This is a genomic window from Nostoc sp. CMAA1605 (genome assembly GCF_021596505.1).
Lineage (GTDB): Bacteria > Cyanobacteriota > Cyanobacteriia > Cyanobacteriales > Nostocaceae > Trichormus.
Genome location: NZ_PJIZ01000093.1, coordinates 1 through 17,004 on the forward strand (window position 1 = coordinate 1; position 17,004 = coordinate 17,004).

Consider the following 17,004-nt stretch of genomic DNA (forward strand, 5'->3'; position numbering starts at 1 on the left):
TTGGGGTAGGTCTAACACTATCTCAAACCGACTAACGGCTGTACGTAAACGTCGCATACCTACACGCATTTGATGTAATGCTTCTGGATCTTCATCTTTCTTAACAGGTTTTTCCCACTTCAAGATTTTATTAAAGTGTTTTTGAATTGCCTGATAAGCATAGTTTCCTAGTGTTTTGAGAGTGGATTCTGTAGCTATTTTCATAGTTTATAGCAATTATTTAAGCAGGTTATTGCATAATAGCATTAGTTAAAAATTTATATCTCTCGGCTTGAGACTTGTATTTTTAGATGAGTAAACTATTTTAGTATAGAAATAATATTTGTATACTGAGCATACTTGTTTAGGTAGTCAAAAGGAAATAGGGAATAGGAAGAGATTTTAGAAAAATTAAATCTTGATCATATGTTGTGATTTACATCCGAAAAATTTCAGATTTAATTAGAAGTTGCAAATAGGTTGCATTTACTTATCAAAGTAATTGAAAATTATCCCGCATAATTGCCATTACATGATGACGCAGATGTCCAAAATCAGGAATAGAAGCAGCAATTTATATTGTTATTCAACATTTATCAATATTTGCTAACTATCATCAACAGCTTGCTTGATATTTTTGCGGTCAATTTTTCAGTAGTTATTCCTGAATTAATGTTTCTAATGCTGTTTGTATATCTTGCGTTAGTTCGTTAACAGCACGTTTAACTGCTGAACGATCGCCTTGTACTTTTTCCCAGCGTTGAGTGACAGAAATTGGTTCACCTACCTTAATGATGGCTTTGCGGAAACCTAGACGCGATCGCCCTGGTAATGTAGATGAACGAATTCGCGATAACATATCAAACATCAGTAAAGCTGTTTCCGCTAATCTATCAGCCGTGGGTTGTTCCTGGAGATAATTAGCTTGCACCGCCACAAAACTTTCTACTAACCGCATATGCTGTACCCTCAAGTCTGCTTCTTGGGCTACCCAGTCAGCAAGCCCTCTATGCAGAGGTGGTAATGTATTGATATCTCCTAAGTCATCCCGATAAATCAAGTTCCAACTAGCTTCTTCTAAACGGCGACAACGGTCAATAAAATTACCCTGTGGTTGCACACCAAAATACTGTTCCGCAACTTGTAAAGCTTTATCTAGCAGGCGATGTAGTCTCTCTATAAATACTTCATTGGCAATAGTAGCAGTTTCAGAGGCGTTGGCTTTCGGGATATCTTGATGATAAAAGCGGCGATAAAACTCTTCCATTTCCGTAATTAGATATTCACTCAAGCGACAAATTCGTTGATGATAGATTTCTGGCTGATTTTTATGATCACCAACAGATTGAACAGGTAAACCGCTATCAGCTTCTAGTTGACTGAGTAATTGATCTAATTTTGACCAAGGTGGCTGAATATATTGATATTGAATTGAAACCGGCACAATAATCACAGTCTCATTCCGGTTAGCCTTGTGCAGATCCTCCACACACCAAAACCCCATTTGCGCCGTCCCAGGTTCTAGGGGACTAACAATACCACTGTGACCATTATTACCACCTTCAGGAGCAACGGCGATGGGTAATTGAGCATTCGCAAATAAATTCCGCGCCATTTGAATCGCCTGCTTATCTAACCGTCTTCCGCGACGTACCGGCACACCCCCCAAGCGGGAAAACAACCACCCCAACCAATTACCAGCCCAGATAGTCATTCCTCGGTCATAGATAAAATGACTATGGAGAGGATATTGTAACTTGATACCTTGCTCACGGGCGACCTGCGGCACAATCCGAGACAACATATATAGAACACACAGAGGATCTTCTACCTCTGGGTGACGAAAAGCCATCAACAGGCGAATTTTACCAGCCTGAAATTGTCCATAGAGTTCTGCCAAGATTTCAGCATTTTTGCCTTCTACCTGTACAATTCCCGCAGGTAGCCAAGGACGAGTCCGAAATCTCAGGATAAACGGTAGCACCGCATGAAAAATTCTCACCACCAACGGATTGAAACTGTAGGGGATGAATTTGAGTGCAGGTTGGGTAGAGGTGATGAATTTAGGCAAAGGGTTCTCCGGGGGTTGGGGATTGGGGATTGGGGAGACAAGGAAAGAACACTAATGACTAATGACTAATGACTAATGACTAGTAATTCGTAATGTTGCTCTGGATTGTCTGGATACCAAGCAATGAATTCATCGAATTTCATTAGCTGGTGTAAAGCTTGAGTCATAGTTTCATTCCCAAGACAAGATGAAAATAGGATAGGCGATCGCTGTTACCTTAATTATCAGATGAATATCCCAGGCAAACTATACCATCAGATGAATACATCACAAGACGCACGCAAATACGCCCCAGCTACACAGCGCAATCGTCAACCCATCTTAGAAATATTGCTGCAAGTATTACCTCCTAACGGCACAATTTTGGAAATAGCCAGTGGTACTGGTGAACACGCTGTTTTTTTTGCTTCCCGTCTTAGTCCCCGTTGCTGGCTACCTTCTGACCCTAACCCCGAATTACGTGCTAGTATTACAGCCTGGTCAGAACATTTTCCCAGTGATCATCTCTATCCCCCTATAGAACTGGATGCAATACAACCAACTTGGCCTGTAGAAACAGACCAAAGCCGTAACTACTCACCCATAGTTGCCATTGTGAACATTAATATGATTCACATTTCCCCTTGGTCAGCCTGTTTGGGACTCATGGCGGGTGCTGGGCGCATTTTACCCCCAGGCGGTATTCTCTATTTATATGGGCCTTATAAACAGGGTGGAGAACATACCGCACCCAGTAACGCAGCCTTTGACGAATCTTTACGCACCCAAAACCCCGAATGGGGCGTACGCAATTTAGAGGATGTGGTAGCAGTCGCTAACCAAGAAAATCTTCACCTAAAAGGTACTTACCAAATGCCAGCAAATAATCTTTCTGTAGTCTTCCAGCGTTCACTCTAACAACTGAGCCACAAGCTTTTATCCTCTCTCTCTGCTTGCCCACAGACAAAAACTAAGTAAGATTACAGTAAAATGGAGGTTAGCGGACTCGAACCGCTGACATCCTGCTTGCAAAGCAGGCGCTCTACCAACTGAGCTAAACCCCCGTAAAATAAAAAGACGTGTAATTTTATTCCACTTACATAAATATACCTGAAAATTGTAATTTTGCCAAAGGGATGAACGAAAAAAATATTCAAATTGTTGCCACCTTTTATAAATTCGTAAGTTTGCCGGATTTTCAGGAGATGCAAGCCCCCTTATTGTCTTACTGCTCGACACAAGATATTAAGGGAACTATTTTGTTAGCCCCAGAAGGAATTAACGGCACGATCGCAGGTTCACGTCCAGCTATAGACGCGGTTCTAAGTCATCTGCGTGCGGATTCCCGATTTGCTGATTTAGAACACAAAGAATCAACGGCACAGACACCACCCTTTGAACGGCTGAAAGTCCGCTTGAAAAAAGAAATCGTTACCTTGGGTTTGCCGGAAGTTGACCCGAATCAACAAGTGGGTATTTACGTTACACCCCAGGAATGGAATGATTTAATCTCTGATCCAGAAGTCACCGTCATCGATACCCGCAACGATTACGAAGTGCATATCGGAACTTTCAAAGGGGCGCAAAATCCTCAAACTAATTCTTTCAGTGAATTTCCTGAATATGTCAGTCACAACCTTGACCCCAATCAACATAAAAAAGTAGCCATGTTTTGTACTGGGGGAATTCGTTGTGAAAAAGCTTCTGCCTTTATGCTTTCCCAAGGTTTTACGGAAGTTTATCACCTCAAAGGCGGCATTCTCAAATATTTGGCAGAAATTCCCCCAGAAAATAGCCTATGGGAAGGGGAATGCTTTGTTTTTGATGAACGCATCGCTGTAGGTCATGGTTTAGCAACAGGAAATCATGAATTGTGCTTTTGTTGTGGACATCCTCTATCAGAAGAAGATAAAGCCTCACCTAAATATGAATTAGGGATGTCTTGTCCCCACTGTTTTGATCATCTCACCCCAGAAAAGAGAGTGCGTCAGCAAGAAAAATGGCGACAATACCAGTTACAGAATGAAAAGTAGGAGAGTGGGGGAGCAGGGCAGAAAAATCAACAGCAAGAGTTGAAATTTTAACTAAGAGAGCAAGAAAGCGAGGTTTTAGACCTTATTATTTGGATAAAAATAGTTAGGGTTGTAAGTAAAATCATGCTAAATGATATCTATGATGTTGTTATAGTCGGGGCTGGGCCAATTGGGTTAGCAACTGCTATTGGTTTACGCCAGCGAGGAATTAACAATATTTTGGTGTTAGATCAAACCCACGCATTTCGCCGAGTCGGTCAAATTTTGGATCTGCTTCCCAACGGATTGAAATCGCTAAAGTATATAGCAAATCATGCTTATGAAGCTGTTAAAAATGCAGCCCTTGGTGCGTTGAATTCCCCATCATCAAATCCACAAGAAAAGTCTACTAAACCTGCTCATAAGTGGTTTTACCGCAACTTACAAGGGCAGGAAATACGCTCAGTTCCTCTGAGTTTTGATCATTGGTTCCAAGAATATGGCGAGGGAAGAGTTTCACTAGCATGGTATGATTTACAAACAACTCTCAGACAACAATTACCATCAGAAATAGTCAGAGCTAATCACCGTTGTGTTAATGTCATCGATGAACCAGAAAATCATTGTGTGCGGATAGATTGTATTTCTGATATGACACCAGAAAACAATCCCTATGCACATTGGCAAGAGAATAAAACCGACGAACTAGATCATAATTATCAACAATCAGTTACTAATACATCATTTCGAGCTAGGCTAGTCGTAGCAGCAGACGGAATTAATTCTACAGTTCGTCAAGTGCTTTACAAAGATAGTGTTTACGAAAATTATGCCAAGCCAGAATATTCTGGATTTGCTGCTATATTGTGTCGAGAAACTGTTGATATTAATCAGGAGTTAGGCGCAGAAATTGAAGCGAAATTTTTGCAGAATTCACCAATTACTACTATTTGTCATGATGCGGTATCTAGAAAAAACGTAGGCGAAATGGAAGACACAAGAATGATGTTATTCCGCAGTCGCACTACTAATCAATTTGGTTATCTCATTCATTTCGCTTCACCTCTAGCAGCTTTACAAAATCAGTCTGGTGGTTCTTTAATTAACTTAGCTCTACAAGCCTTTGAACAAGCTGAATTTCCCGATATTCTTCAGCAATTAGTCCGTTTGTCGCCTCCAGAAAACATGGCACAGCGTCCTTATTATATTCATCGGGCAATGATTGCTGATTCTGAAAATCCACCCATTCAACCCACTTGGAATTTAGGACGTGTTGTTTTAGTTGGTGATGCGGCGCATGGAATGCCACCATTTATGGCTCAAGGTGCTAATCAGGGTTTAGAAGATGCTTTAGCGGTGGTACTATTAATTGCCCAAATTGCCATAGATAATAACTGGAATAATACACAAGCCATAGCAGCAACTTTCCAAAAATATGAACAATTACGTCGTCCGTGGATGGCTTATGTTCAGGAAGTAACTTTAAATCGAAATCCCTATTCTTCTGAAAGTAGTTGGCAACAATATGGGCAGAAAATTTATGGGCGTAATATTGATCAAGTAATACAAGCGTTAGCTTAGAGATGATTGATAAAGTAAACCTTAAATTGTAGTGGCGTGACAAGGCGAAACCCAACATTGGTTATGGCTTTGGGTTTCGCTTTGCTCAACTCAACCTACGCCTAATCCATCATTATTAGGCTTGTCAGTCCGCTATAAATTTATCTATTAGATGCTAATTTATCGGCTATGCGGGTAGTTTCTGGTAGCCGATATTTTGGCGTACAACGTAACACATAATCAATTGCCGTCGGTAAACTGATTTTATGTCCACTAGAAACATACACAGGTTTAACTCCCGCACGAGTTCGTAAAACTGCACCAATGGTTTCACCTTGATAGATTAACGGTTGGTAACTACCTTTAGCTTCTGGTAATTCCTCGTGCTTACCAATTAGTAATGATTTAGCTACACCAATTGTTGGCGTATTGATGATCACTCCCAGGTGACTAGCTATACCCAATCTCCGAGGATGAGCAATTCCTTGTCCGTCACACAAAATAATATCTGGTGTGGTGTGGATTTTTTCTAAAGCATCAAGGATGGCGGGAATTTCGCGAAATGACAAAAAACCGGGGATGTAAGGGAAAGATGTAGGACGGTAAGCTAATTGTGTTTCAACGACTTGCAACTCAGGAAAACTCAGCACTGCTACAGCTGCGCGGCTAATAGTACCTTCCGCTTCAAAGCCCATATCAACCCCAGCAACATATTTGACTGTTGCTGGTATTTGATCCTGTATGATTACTTGGTTGCGTAATTCTTCTTGAATAGTGATGGCTGCTTCTAAAGTTTGCGGCCAAGTATGAGGTTGATAAATCTTCATATTTTTAATTAGTAGTTAAAATCTTTTTTCGGAACCAGATATGGATAATTGTGTATCTAAAGTTGTCTCTAGTTGTTATTTATTGGCACTTTCTCATTGAGTGAGAGTATGAAAATTAAGTAGCCATCATGAACTGCGTACACAAGAAAACATGAAAAAGTCTTTTCCTTACACCCCTCTACCCTTAAACCCCCACACCCCTTTTTCAAGCTAGAACAAGGTAAATAATTAAAGGCTTGTCGTGAAAACTTTAGTTCTCTCTACGAGACGCTGCGCGAACGCGCAGCGTCCCGCAGGGAACAAAAAAGGACTAAAGTCCTTACTACGAAATTTATTCTATTGTGTTTACATTAATTTAGGACTTACGCAACTGGCATATTTTTTATGTAGGGTGTGTGACGCTGCGAAACGATTTGAACGTAGTAATAAGACTTATAGCGTCACGCACTTACCATTGATTGTGACACTTGCGTAAGTCCTGTAATTAATATAGTTTTTTTTGATTGTCCTAGTTTACTAGTAATGATTTGTAAAAAATTATAAAGATTTGCCTGTCGAGCAATATTTATGCTGCCTTGATGCCGATAGTCAATTAGTGCATCAGGAGAATAAAAATATGCGTAATACTTCTAATAATTATAACGGTAACTCTAGATATGGTTTCTACTTGGGTGGTGGGATATTGTTCTTATTTTTGGCTATTGTATTTCGCCCGTTTACGATTGTAAACGCTGGTGAACGTGGTGTAGTTATGCAGTTTGGCAAAGTCCAAGATAGGGTTTTAGATGAAGGAATACATACTATTATGCCGGGTGTGACATCCGTACGCAGAATTAGTGTGCGTGTACATCAAAATACTTTTCAAGCTGATGCGGCTTCTAAAGACTTGCAACAGTTGAAAACAGAATTGGCTGTTAACTGGCACATTGACCCCAGTAAAGTCAATAAGGTATTCCAACAAGTCGGAGACAAAGAACAAATAGTGACAGGTATCATTACGCCAGCCGTATCGGAAGTTTTAAAAGCTGCGACTGCTAGAAAAACGGCTGAAGAAATTATTACAAGACGCACAGAATTAAAAGCAGAAATTGATAAGAATTTAAAAGATAGGTTACAGGCTTATGGTTTGATAGTTGATGATGTTTCTCTGGTGAATTTTTCTTTTTCACCGGAGTTTAGCAGGGCGATTGAATCTAAGCAAATAGCAGAACAAGAAGCCAAGCAAGCAGAATTTATTGCCAAGAAAGCAACTCAAGAAGCTCAAGCTGAGGTTAACCGTGCCAAAGGTCAGGCTGAGGCACAACGCTTACAAAGGCTAACTTTAACGCCGGAGTTACTACAAAAGCAAGCAATAGAAAAATGGGACGGTAAATTCCCAATGGTGATAAACGGTAACGGTTCTTTACCGTTGATTAATATCAATCCTGGTAGTTTATCGAGTAATAATAATTAATATTGCATAATGACAGCGATCGCCTATTTTCCATAAACGCAAAATTCACTATATCAGAAATAACTGTAACCGCCGATGCACAATCATTTTAGACTATATACAAATATATCGGCGGTTCAACGTCACACAATTAAAATCATTCCTCAACTAAGCAATATGTAGCACTTTTCGCAAAATAGCTTGGTCTTCTAACTTGGCTTTTAAGCGACCATTTTCCACATCTCGAATCCAACTCTGGCTTTTACCTGTGAGTTTAGCTAACTCTCTTTGCGAGAGATTTAAATTTTTGCGTGCCTGCAAAATCTGCTCACCAACTAAATCGCTTGCGCTTGATATTTTCCGTCTGACTCTGGCTGTACGCCGTTGTTTTTTCTCTGATTCCGAAATTTGTCTTTCCCATTCTGGAGGTAATTCAAAAGCTAAAATTCTCGCATTCATTAACAGATTCCATTTCCCACGGGGGCCAGTATCGGTGAGACGAGTTTCCCCCCCAGCGTCATTAATCCAAAATTCTAAAGCCTCATCAGGGTCTTCAGGAATATCAACCAATTTAGCCCATAAAGGTTGAATTTCTAAGGGATAGGTAATGGGATCAAATATGGGTTTAATCCCTAAATTATTGAGAACTTCTAAATCGTTTTCAAATGTTCTTAATAGGCGTTTGCGTTCTTCTCTGTGTCGGGAAGCTTGGGTAACTTTTTCTTCGCCATAGGCAATGCGGAGTAAGGTAGGAACTGTGATGCGTTGTTCCTTACCCATTTTGGTTTTAAACAGCAACCACAACATTAATCTGACTGCACCTTCATGTTGTTGCCAAATACTCATAACTGTGGTTAAGACAGTTTTAGGCAGACTACCATACTGATAAAATGCACTACGTTCTTTACATCCTTGTTTATTTAAGAAGTATTGTGACCAAAGACCAGCGCGGATTTTGAATGTTAGTCCGATGAGATATTTACAGCCAAGGTCATCTTCTTGAAAGTGATGTTGAATATTGACTAAGTGCCACAAGCGACTATTTTGGACGGTAAAACCTGGGACTCGGCCTTGCTGTGGCCAGTCAAGGGAAATCATCAGTGAACAAGCTTGCTGTACCAGATTCTTCATTAATGAGAGTTTGGCGGCTTTGTTGAGGTCTTTACGTTTTTCTAGTCCCAGATATTTTTCTAGTTGTCGTTCGTCAATGGCAAATTCTTGCTCCCAAGGTTGGTCTAAGACTGTGGCATAAGCTGCAAAAATCAGATGCAGACAAGTAGCGCGAATATCCAGGGTTTCAATTACACTAATATTTTTGGCACATTCGTTGACTTGAAATGGGTCTTGGATGTGAAAAGCGATCGCACCCCGTCCTTGGTTCACCTGTCTGCGGTAACATAGATAGCCTGCGTCGTCGATTTCCCAATTCAGGGATGTACGCTGCGCTAGGAGATTGCACGCTTCCCAAATGGCGATCGCCGAAGCAAATGGGTTATTCTTACCATTAGAAAATAAGTCTGAACTGGTAGCATCTCTTGGTTCAACTTTGCATCTCCCTTTCTTCGCCTGCCACGGTATGGGAGATTTAATAGGACAAGCTATTACACATTGCGGTTCAGGATAATAGCCTTCACAGTTATTACAAAGACAAGGATCTATCCAATACTCATCACCTTCTAATTTGATTGCACCCGTAGGACATTGGGGACGGCAGTTGTCACATCCAACGCAACTTTTGTTAGGAATTGTATAAGGCATATGGCTTCCCACTTGAATCGTTGAGATGTTCGGCTTAAGTCTCCCCTGGATGTGTCTGTACACAAGGTAAAGGTTAAAAAACAAAAATCACCAGTAGAAATTGGCAATGGTTGCTTGATTTATGCCATGTTGTACTACTTATTTATTAAGTAAGAAAAGTCTAATTACTTAATAATTTATTCACATCCATATTTCGACTTTGCACCCAATTACAAACTAATTCAGGCTATTAATTTAAGCCTAATTTAGTTGCTTTCTTAGATAAAGATTTCATAAATATTTACGTGAATTTGTTCATGATGAGCTTAGGAAAGGTTCTTAAGAATTATAGAAATACTTAGTTTACGAACATTTTTGTCTTGACCTCGAAAGTTTAACCAAAATGTTTTGATTGAGTTTTTGTGTACATAATTATTAGTCTTGAGGAATTTATTAATAATCTTAATATTTGTGCCAAAGTCATCGTCTGTTATTAGCATCACAAATCATTATTGTTATGATTTCCTAGCAATTTGCTTAAGTAAATGACTTATCATCATTTACCAGAAAATTTGAGCAAAAAAAGTATAGATTTACAAGTATCTGAAAAAGCGTTTTGTGGCAAAAGCTACAATTCTGTCAAGCAATTATGTAATTTTTGATAACTTGCTAATAAATAGCAACGAATTTGTAAGTAATTTAAGGGAAATAGCGTGAATTAAAATGTAATTATTTATCCAAGTAATAACTATGATCTCTGAAAAGATTGTGCATAATAACTTATATTTAGTTTTTGAGCCAAACACTATCCAGTTGGTTATTCCTTATTGGATTAACTACCTGAAGTAATCAAATGAGATTTTTATATAGATAGGTTTACAAAAGTATTGATATCGTTTATTTGATGAATAATTTTTATTGTGTATATCGAGGGGAAGGAAACCACTAATAATAATAATTTTCATTTAAAGCGAAATACATTTTGGGGAAAAATTTTGTATCTAATTAGCATTTAAATTCCCCACAAATTAATCTGTTGATTACAAAATAAGTAGATAAAATTAAAGTAAGATGAAGATTAAATTACCAACAAGTTTATTGGCAGAATAGCCAGGAGTTTAGCGATGGCAGTCCTCACAGGCGTAACCTTTGGTGGCAAAACTTGGACACCTAAATTTGCTCAAGCAATTGACAAAGACAAATGTATCGGATGTGGCAGATGTATTAAAGTATGTGGTTATTCTGTGCTGGATTTGAAAGCACTTAATGAAGAAGGTGAATTTGTTGAGGATGAAGAAGATGACGAAATCGAGCGCAAAGTCATGGTAGTCGCCCATCCAGAAAACTGCATTGGCTGTGAAGCTTGTTCTCGGATTTGTCCTAAAAATTGCTATAGCCACTCTACACTAGAGAACTAAGCTTGATGCCCCAAAAAACTGTTAGGAGCCGAATCAAAATTATGTGGCAAGGTAGATTAGGGGAATATATAAAAGTTCATCAACAACAACTGCGTAAATTACTAATTGTTCATTATTAACAAAATCATCCTTGCTATGGCTACTAACAGTTTAAATGCTGGGAGGAATCGCTTGGATTAATCTCAAAGCTTTCTGTTTATCATATTTACAATACATTGTTAAGTTTTTGGGGGATAGATATGAAGATATCTGGAAAAAATCCCCCAATTTTTGTTGGCGTGGGTTAGAAATTGAATAAGCGAAAAAACATTATCAGGTGAAAATCTTAAAACCTATAGATGGGCATAGGTAATTTTGGATGTGAGATTTTGCGTTGAGTTCCAATCCCAAATCCCAAATCCCAAATTGGATAAGACCCTAACACCGCCAACTAAAAAGCAGGTACTATGCAACAAATTCCTGTTTCATTATGGACTCTAATTGCTGGCATAGTAATTGGAGTAATCAGTCTTTGGATGGGTCAAAATCACAATCTATTACCAGTAGAAGCATCAGAACAAGCACCGTTGGTAGACGGATTTTTTAATATTATGTTTACCATTGCTGTTGCCCTATTTTTGGTAGTGGAAGGCACGATTTTGATTTTTCTAGTCAAATATCGCCGTCGTCGGGGTGACAATACGGATGGTGTTCCAGTAGAAGGTAATGTTCCTCTAGAAATCTTTTGGACAGCCATTCCCTCACTGATTGTCATTTGCTTAGGTATTTACAGTGTGGATGTCTTTAACCGGATGGGAGGTTTAGAACCTGGAAGCCATCCCCATGCTGTATCCCATGCAGATCACAGTTCTGGAAGTGCTATTGCTGCAACCCTTGATGATGCTTTAACAGCTAAAACTGCACCTAGCATCGGGATTGGTACATCCCCCACCCATCAAGCTCAAACGGCGGATTTGGTGGTAAATGTGACTGGTATGCAGTTTGCTTGGCTGTTTGACTATCCCAATAATGGGGTTTCGGCTGGAGAACTTCATGTTCCCGTAGGCGCAGCTGTGCAACTGAATCTCACCGCACAGGATGTAATTCACTCCTTTTGGGTTCCCCAATTCCGCATCAAACAAGACGCAATTCCTGGAATTCCGACACAATTGAGTTTTGTCGCCACTAAACCCGGTACATATCCGGTGGTGTGTACAGAATTGTGTGGTGGTTATCACGGTTCAATGCGGACACAGGTGGTTGTCCATACACCAGCAGAGTTTGATAGCTGGTTGACGGAAAATCAAGTGGCTCAACAACATCATCTACAAACGGTTGTAGCTGTGAATCCGGCGAATTTGTCCAAATCAGAGTTTCTTGCACCCCTTAGCCAAAATTTGGGGATTGATGCCGCAACTTTGTATCAACTACAGAAGTAAGGTTTAGTTGTCAATTTCCGACAAATGACAACTGAACGCATTGTCACAACAACACTTATGACACAAATCGAATTTCCACGGAATTCACCAGATCAAAATCCATCGCAAAATCTGGTGATTAGCCACACCTTACAGTCTCCTGCTTGGAAATGGCACGACTATTTCAAATTTAACGTAGATCATAAGGTTATAGGCATCCAGTATTTGGTGACAGCCTTTGTTTTCTACTTGATTGGTGGGTTGATGGCGATCGCCATTCGCACTGAGTTAGCCACACCAGACGCGGACTTCATTGATCCCAATCTCTACAACGCTTTCATGACTAACCACGGGACAATCATGATTTTCCTGTGGATTGTTCCCAGTGCGATTGGGGGGTTTGGTAACTACCTCATCCCCTTGATGATTGGGGCGAGGGATATGGCGTTTCCCAAATTAAACGCGATCGCTTTTTGGTTAAACCCACCAGCCGGATTATTGCTATTACTGAGTTTCATCTTTGGTGGTTCACAATCTGGCTGGACTGCTTACCCGCCTTTGAGTCTTGTTACCGCACCCATCGCCCAAAGTCTGTGGATTTTAGCGATTGTATTGGTAGGGACTTCTTCTATTCTGGGTTCTGTGAACTTCGTCGTCACCATTTTGATGATGAAAGTTCCTAGCATGAAATGGGATCAATTACCCCTATTTTGCTGGGCAATTTTAGCCACTTCTGTACTTGCACTGCTATCTACGCCTGTATTAGCAGCCGGTTTGGTACTGTTGCTGTTTGACCTCAACTTTGGTACTTCCTTCTTTAAACCAGATGCAGGCGGTAACGTCATTATTTACCAGCACTTATTCTGGTTCTATTCCCACCCGGCAGTATATTTAATGATTCTGCCCATCTTCGGCATTATGTCCGAAGTGATTCCCGTCCACGCACGCAAACCCATTTTTGGTTATAAAGCGATCGCTTATTCTAGTGTCGCCATCTGCGTTGTCGGTTTGTTTGTCTGGGTACACCATATGTTTACCAGTGGGACACCAGGCTGGATGCGGATGTTCTTCACCATCTCGACTTTGATTGTAGCTGTACCGACCGGTGTGAAAATTTTCGGTTGGGTAGCAACTCTGTGGGGTGGTAAGATTCGCTTTACTAGTGCCATGCTATTTGCGATCGGCTTGTTGTCGATGTTCGTCATGGGTGGCTTAAGCGGCGTGACAATGGGGACTGCGCCTTTTGATGTTCACGTCCACGATACTTATTATGTAGTGGCGCACTTCCACTATGTGTTATTTGGTGGTTCTGTATTTGGGATTTATGCAGGTATCTATCACTGGTTTCCCAAAATGACCGGACGCAAATTAAATGAATTTTGGGGACGAGTGCATTTTCTCCTCACTTTAGTTGGCACTAACTTGACTTTCTTACCAATGCACAAGTTAGGCTTGCAAGGTATGCCTCGTAGAGTCGCCATGTATGACCCCCAATTTGTAGACTTGAATCAGTTGTGTACCATTGGGGCATTTATTTTGGGTTTATCAGTCATTCCCTTTGCCATCAACATTATTCTGAGTTGGAGTCAAGGAGAAGTAGCTGGTGATAATCCTTGGGAAGCTTTGAGTTTGGAATGGACTACTAGTTCTCCTCCTTTAGTAGAGAACTGGGAAGTTTTACCTGTGGTAACTCATGGCCCTTATGAATATGGTCATTCTGCGGAAGTCAGTTCATCAACCTAACTCTTTGTAGGTTTTTGACACTTTACTCAAAAAACACGGGTTTAGGGTGTAGGGGTGTAAAAGTGTAGGGGTTGATAAAATAAAAAACCTACGCTTGTCAAAACTCCCAACCCCTTTTTCCGATTGGGAAAGGAATAAGTATATTTCTCCTCTCCTTGTAGGCTGCCGTGTACACCTAAGTTAAATTACTTCCCTTGATCCCTTCAGTGCATTGGGGAGATTAAGAAAATCTAGTTTCCTCACGCCAATCTTTAAAACTACAGTGTATACACAAGTTGCTGCATTGACATTATTAATGTATCGACTGGCATTGCGAATGTATTAGCTGGCATTGCGAATGTATTGCGTGACATTGCGAATGTATCAGCTGACATTGTTAATGTATCGACTAAATTATCTTGTGTATACACAGTAGCAAAGAAGGGAAGTTAATCACCAACAATGTAAGAGAGGTAGGTATGACTGTTGTAACCGCGCATGATGAACATCATGAGGCGCATCCTGATTTACGAGTTTGGGGCTTGTTGACGTTCCTGATTTCCGAATCTTTGATGTTTGGTGGCTTCTTCGCTACTTATCTATTTTTTCGGGGAACTACCGATGTTTGGCCGCCAGAGGGAACAGAGGTAGAGTTATTTGTCCCAACCATTAACACCATTATTCTGGTATCTAGTAGCTTCGTCATTCACTTTGGGGATATGGCGATTAAGAGGAATAGTGTTTGGGGAATGCGGTTTTGGTATCTCGTCACCGCTATTATGGGAGCAGTATTTTTAGCGGGTCAGGTGTATGAGTACCAAAATTTGGGCTATGGTCTGACTACCAACGTCTTTGCTAACTGCTTCTATATCATGACCGGATTTCACGGTTTGCACGTATTTATCGGTCTGTTATTGATTTTAGGAGTATTGTGGCGATCGCGTCGTGCTGGTCATTATTCTGCTACTAAACATACTGGCATCGAAATGGCAGAAATTTACTGGCACTTTGTAGACATTATTTGGATTGTTCTCTTCACATTGATTTACATTCTCACACTGTTTTAAGGGTGTAGGGGTATGGGGGTGTAGGGGTATAAGGGACTGCCAACTTAAAAAATATACTATCACTGTGTAGGCAGAGGGGCAGGGTGCAGGCTTCCGCCGTGAGCGTCAGCCGAACGGGTGCAAGGGGAAAAGAACAATGTCTTATCTTGGAAATTGGATAATTTATTTTCTGGAAGTCCCTAAGAGTGTACGGGTACATAGAGAAATGTGATTGCAATGCCCCATTCCCAATGCCCAATGCCCTATTCCCCATTCCCCATTCCCAAAAATAAAATTATGCAAACTAACACCAACCAATTTTCCTGGTTTCAAGTTCCTGAACAAGTCAAAGAGTTATTAATTTTAGCTGCACAAAATTGGGAGAATACTTTAGAAGCAGAAAAATACATTCAAAAAGCCTTATCTCTAACTGGGGAAAATACCGATGTCTTAGTAGCAGCTTATAGATTTTTCTTTTATAAAAATAATTATTTCTTGGCATTGCAAATAACTAGCCAATTATTAGATAAAATTAAAAAATCAGAACAGTTTCCTGATGAGTGGGAACAACTTAAACCTATCTTGGTGAATCGGAGGGAAGAACCACCAATCAGGTTGTACTTAAATGCTTATGCCGCTACAGGATTGGTATTAGCAAAGTTAGGGGAAATCGAGCGTGCCAAGGAAATCAGTTTGCGTGTTCAAGAGATTGACGCAAAACATGATTTCGGAGCAAGAATCCTCATGGATGTTTTGACACGTCCAGCAGAAGAAGATGATTAATTAGTTAACCGTTAACAGTCAACAGTTATCAGCCATGAATAATTTTTCATTTTTTAGCGCATCTCCCTACACACCTTTATCTACATCTGCTAGTAATGACCTATTTCCCTCTAAGGTGATTTCACCAACTTTTCCCCGCGAGGAATTACCTAACATAACTACACCAGTGTTTGTTTTTCCCCAAATATCTCAACTGAGAGTTTAAATATTATGCAAGGTAGGGATTGGCTCTTAACAGGAGACGGTCAATATCAAGCGTGTAAATCTGCGAGAAGCTGGGATTTATTACAAGAGAATTATCGTCTATATCGGTTTTTAACTGAAATAGAGGACGTTCTTAATGGGGTAGAAGATGAATCTCTTTGTCTACCCAAAATCCGAATGCTAGTGCGCCGCTTGATTGTGAATTCTTATTGGGTGCGGAGCCAGTATTTAGAGCCTTCTCCTACAACCAAAACCTCAGTTCTATTGTTATATGATGAGTTAGGTTTTCCTTTAACAGTGCAAACAGTAACATTTGCACCAGGAAGCATATCCAATATTCACAATCATGGAACATGGGGAGTAGTAGCAGTATTAAAAGGACAAGAAAAAAATACTGTTTGGCGACGTACTCAACACCCAGAATTCCCAGACAAAATTGAGCCAACGGGAGAAATTTTGCTATCTCCAGGAGATATTGTCAGCTTTACTCCTGATGCAATTCATAGTGTAGAAGCAGTAGGTGATGAACCAACTGTGACTTTTAATATTTATGGCGAAACTGATCCCAAACAACGCTTTGAGTTTGATGTAGTTACCCATAGCGCGAAAAAGTTTTGAGTGCTGGTGAGTGGTGAGTGCTGAGTAGTGAGTGCTGAGTGATGAGTGGTGAGTGCTGAGTAGTGAGTGCTGAGTAATATTAGCGCGGCGTTTAGCAGGTGATGAGTTGAGAAAAAAAACTCTACCTTGTCTACCTTCCAATCCCCAATCCCCAGTCACCAGTCCCCAATCCCCAATCCCCAGTCCCCAATCCCCAATCCCTAATCCCCAATCCCCAAT

At 40.3% G+C, this 17,004-nt stretch carries 15 protein-coding genes and 1 tRNA gene; 11 read left to right on the plus strand and 5 right to left on the minus strand.

What is annotated here, in order from left to right:
- On the minus strand, positions 1-204 hold a 204-nt coding region (locus CV014_RS23870; RefSeq protein ID WP_236144299.1), incomplete at its 3' end, for a CHAD domain-containing protein.
- Between the two features lie 433 nt (positions 205-637).
- Positions 638-2,050 (minus strand): 1-acyl-sn-glycerol-3-phosphate acyltransferase, encoded by a 1,413-nt coding sequence (locus tag CV014_RS23875; protein ID WP_236144300.1) that lies wholly within the window; start codon positions 2,048-2,050, stop codon positions 638-640.
- A gap of 258 nt (positions 2,051-2,308) precedes the next feature.
- On the opposite strand from CV014_RS23875, the gene CV014_RS23880 reads away from it, so the two are divergent.
- Positions 2,309-2,947 carry a class I SAM-dependent methyltransferase gene (locus CV014_RS23880; protein WP_236144301.1) on the plus strand — a complete coding sequence of 213 codons (639 nt, stop codon included), beginning with the start codon at positions 2,309-2,311 and terminating at the stop codon, positions 2,945-2,947.
- A 73-nt stretch (positions 2,948-3,020) separates the two neighbouring features.
- Here the strand turns inward: CV014_RS23880 and CV014_RS23885 are convergent.
- A tRNA-Ala gene (locus CV014_RS23885) sits at positions 3,021-3,093 on the minus strand.
- A 72-nt stretch (positions 3,094-3,165) separates the two neighbouring features.
- Between CV014_RS23885 and trhO the strand changes: the two genes are divergently transcribed.
- Entirely contained in the window at positions 3,166-4,062 is an 897-nt protein-coding gene (gene trhO, locus CV014_RS23890; RefSeq protein WP_236144302.1) for an oxygen-dependent tRNA uridine(34) hydroxylase TrhO, read from the plus strand.
- Positions 4,063-4,185: 123 nt separating this feature from the next.
- A complete protein-coding gene (locus CV014_RS23895) occupies positions 4,186-5,622 on the plus strand; it encodes an FAD-dependent oxidoreductase (protein ID WP_236144303.1) in 1,437 nt (478 codons plus the stop codon).
- Between the two features lie 140 nt (positions 5,623-5,762).
- On the opposite strand, the gene nfi is transcribed toward CV014_RS23895, so the two are convergent.
- A complete protein-coding gene (gene nfi / locus CV014_RS23900; RefSeq protein ID WP_236144304.1) occupies positions 5,763-6,428 on the minus strand; it encodes a deoxyribonuclease V in 666 nt (221 codons plus the stop codon).
- 616 nt (positions 6,429-7,044) lie between these two features.
- On the opposite strand from nfi, the gene CV014_RS23905 reads away from it, so the two are divergent.
- Entirely contained in the window at positions 7,045-7,881 is an 837-nt protein-coding gene (locus CV014_RS23905) for a prohibitin family protein (RefSeq protein WP_236144305.1), read from the plus strand.
- 147 nt (positions 7,882-8,028) lie between these two features.
- Here the strand turns inward: CV014_RS23905 and CV014_RS23910 are convergent, their stop codons facing one another.
- Positions 8,029-9,618, minus strand: coding sequence for a helix-turn-helix domain-containing protein (locus CV014_RS23910; protein ID WP_236144306.1), 1,590 nt, complete (start codon positions 9,616-9,618; stop codon positions 8,029-8,031).
- Between the two features lie 1,103 nt (positions 9,619-10,721).
- Between CV014_RS23910 and fdxB the strand changes: the two genes are divergently transcribed.
- The 7 genes from fdxB to CV014_RS23945 all read left to right on the plus strand — a co-directional run bounded on the left by fdxB (position 10,722) and on the right by CV014_RS23945 (position 16,785).
- Positions 10,722-11,015, plus strand: a complete 294-nt coding sequence (gene fdxB / locus CV014_RS23915) for a ferredoxin III, nif-specific (RefSeq protein ID WP_103139837.1) — start codon at positions 10,722-10,724, stop codon at positions 11,013-11,015.
- A gap of 446 nt (positions 11,016-11,461) precedes the next feature.
- A complete protein-coding gene (locus tag CV014_RS23920) occupies positions 11,462-12,433 on the plus strand; it encodes a cytochrome c oxidase subunit II (RefSeq protein WP_236144307.1) in 972 nt (323 codons plus the stop codon).
- A 57-nt stretch (positions 12,434-12,490) separates the two neighbouring features.
- A complete protein-coding gene (gene ctaD, locus CV014_RS23925; protein WP_236144324.1) occupies positions 12,491-14,155 on the plus strand; it encodes a cytochrome c oxidase subunit I in 1,665 nt (554 codons plus the stop codon).
- A 458-nt stretch (positions 14,156-14,613) separates the two neighbouring features.
- On the plus strand, positions 14,614-15,201 hold the full coding sequence (locus CV014_RS23930) for a cytochrome c oxidase subunit 3 (RefSeq protein ID WP_236144308.1): 588 nt from the start codon (positions 14,614-14,616) through the stop codon (positions 15,199-15,201).
- Positions 15,202-15,477: 276 nt separating this feature from the next.
- A complete protein-coding gene (locus CV014_RS23935) occupies positions 15,478-15,963 on the plus strand; it encodes a hypothetical protein (protein WP_236144325.1) in 486 nt (161 codons plus the stop codon).
- A gap of 34 nt (positions 15,964-15,997) precedes the next feature.
- Entirely contained in the window at positions 15,998-16,168 is a 171-nt protein-coding gene (locus CV014_RS23940) for a hypothetical protein (protein WP_236144309.1), read from the plus strand.
- A gap of 5 nt (positions 16,169-16,173) precedes the next feature.
- Entirely contained in the window at positions 16,174-16,785 is a 612-nt protein-coding gene (locus CV014_RS23945; RefSeq protein WP_236144310.1) for a cupin domain-containing protein, read from the plus strand.
- The last annotated feature ends 219 nt before the right edge of the window (positions 16,786-17,004 follow it).

Coding starts and splice junctions, on each gene's coding strand:
- CV014_RS23880 (WP_236144301.1), top strand. CDS start 2,309: ATGAATACATCACAAGACGCACGCAAATACGCCCCAGCTACACAGCGC.
- trhO (WP_236144302.1), top strand. CDS start 3,166: ATGAACGAAAAAAATATTCAAATTGTTGCCACCTTTTATAAATTCGTA.
- CV014_RS23895 (WP_236144303.1), top strand. CDS start 4,186: ATGCTAAATGATATCTATGATGTTGTTATAGTCGGGGCTGGGCCAATT.
- nfi (WP_236144304.1), bottom strand. CDS start 6,428: ATGAAGATTTATCAACCTCATACTTGGCCGCAAACTTTAGAAGCAGCC.
- CV014_RS23905 (WP_236144305.1), top strand. CDS start 7,045: ATGCGTAATACTTCTAATAATTATAACGGTAACTCTAGATATGGTTTC.
- CV014_RS23910 (WP_236144306.1), bottom strand. CDS start 9,618: ATGCCTTATACAATTCCTAACAAAAGTTGCGTTGGATGTGACAACTGC.
- fdxB (WP_103139837.1), top strand. CDS start 10,722: ATGGCAGTCCTCACAGGCGTAACCTTTGGTGGCAAAACTTGGACACCT.
- CV014_RS23920 (WP_236144307.1), top strand. CDS start 11,462: ATGCAACAAATTCCTGTTTCATTATGGACTCTAATTGCTGGCATAGTA.
- ctaD (WP_236144324.1), top strand. CDS start 12,491: ATGACACAAATCGAATTTCCACGGAATTCACCAGATCAAAATCCATCG.
- CV014_RS23930 (WP_236144308.1), top strand. CDS start 14,614: ATGACTGTTGTAACCGCGCATGATGAACATCATGAGGCGCATCCTGAT.
- CV014_RS23935 (WP_236144325.1), top strand. CDS start 15,478: ATGCAAACTAACACCAACCAATTTTCCTGGTTTCAAGTTCCTGAACAA.
- CV014_RS23940 (WP_236144309.1), top strand. CDS start 15,998: ATGAATAATTTTTCATTTTTTAGCGCATCTCCCTACACACCTTTATCT.
- CV014_RS23945 (WP_236144310.1), top strand. CDS start 16,174: ATGCAAGGTAGGGATTGGCTCTTAACAGGAGACGGTCAATATCAAGCG.